The sequence below is a fragment of the Bradyrhizobium jicamae genome (genome assembly GCF_018130215.1).
In the GTDB taxonomy this organism is placed as follows: Bacteria; Pseudomonadota; Alphaproteobacteria; order Rhizobiales; family Xanthobacteraceae; genus Bradyrhizobium; species Bradyrhizobium jicamae_A.
This window is the reverse complement of record NZ_JAFCKQ010000129.1, coordinates 1-1268: the sequence shown is the minus strand read 5'-3', so window position 1 is coordinate 1268 and position 1268 is coordinate 1. Positions and strand designations below refer to the sequence as shown.

General features: G+C 67.3%; 2 protein-coding genes. Both read left to right on the top strand.

The annotated features are described in order from the left end of the window. Window positions 1-399: Mu transposase domain-containing protein (locus JQ586_RS40295; protein ID WP_409411057.1), on the top strand; the 399-nt coding region annotated here is incomplete at its 5' end. After that, window positions 399-1256: an IS21-like element helper ATPase IstB gene (gene istB / locus JQ586_RS40290; protein WP_212400159.1), complete on the top strand. Its 858-nt coding sequence runs from the start codon at window positions 399-401 to the stop codon at window positions 1254-1256. The genes JQ586_RS40295 and istB, both read left to right, overlap by 1 nt. Window positions 1257-1268 lie beyond the last annotated feature (12 nt).

Here is a 1268-nt window from a genome sequence, read left to right as displayed (position 1 = left end):
CGCTTTGCGCGTGACGAGGCACACCGGTTGAAGCCGCTCGGCGGGCAGCCGTCGTTCGGATTGTTGCGCGAACTGACCCGCGTCGTCGGCAACGATTGCGCCGTCGAGATCGACACGAACAGCTACTCGGTGCCGTGGCGGCTGATCGGCGAGCGCGTGGCGGTGACGGTTGCGGCCGGCGAGGTGCGCATCCGCCATGGCATGCGGGAGGTTGCGATCCACAGGCAATCGGAGGGGCGCCGGCTGCGGATCGTCGATTCCGCCCACCTCGACGGGGTTGCTGGTCGCAATGGCGCGGTCTGCCGACCGGCAATCGCGGCACCGACAGTGCCGGCGCCACTGCCCTCGTTGTTGCGTCCTCTTGCCGAATACGAAGCAGCAATCGGAGGGAGCTTCTGATGGCGCGCACAAAGAAGGCTACCGAAGCACCAATCGATCGGCTCGACGCCATGCTGGCGCGATTGCAGCTCTCCGGCATTCGCGACCAGCTCGACAACCTGCTCGACGAGGCGGCGCGCGCTAACCTGTCGGCGCGTGAGACGCTGACCCTGCTGTGCGAGCGCGAGATCGCGCGCAAGGATCATCGCCGCATCGAGATGGCACTAAAACTCGCACACTTCCCGGCCGTGAAGGACCTTGCGGACTTCGACTTCGAGGCGCAGCCGTCGATCGATCCGAAGCAGATCCGCGACCTGGCTGCGTCACGTTGGATCGCCAACGGCGAGAACGTGCTGCTGCTCGGCCCGCCGGGCGTCGGTAAGACGCACTTGTCGATCGCGCTCGGGCGCGAGGCGATCCTGGCCGGTTACACGGTGCAGTTCACCACGGCGACGACGCTGGTCGCTGGCCTCGCCAAGGCGCATGGCGAGCGGCGCCTGGACGAGAAGCTGCTCGCGCTGGCGAAGCCAAAGTTGCTGATCGTCGACGAACTCGGCTACCTGCCGCTGGAGCCCGACGCGGCGCATCTGTTCTTCCAGCTGGTCAGCCGGCGCTACGAAACCGGCGCCATGCTGATCACGTCGAACCGCAGCGTTGCCGAATGGGGCACCGTGTTCGCCGATCCGGTGGTCGCCACCGCGATCCGCGACCGCCTCTTGCACCACAGCCACGTGCTGACCATCCGCGGCGACAGCTACCGGCTTCGCGCCAAGCGAAAGAGCGGCCTCATTAAGCCGCCCGCCGCTGACGGCCCTCCGGTCGGCTCCGCCTCCCTCCGTCCCGTCAGCGGCGGAGCCAACCTTCAACCGACACCATGAACCCGAGGGTGG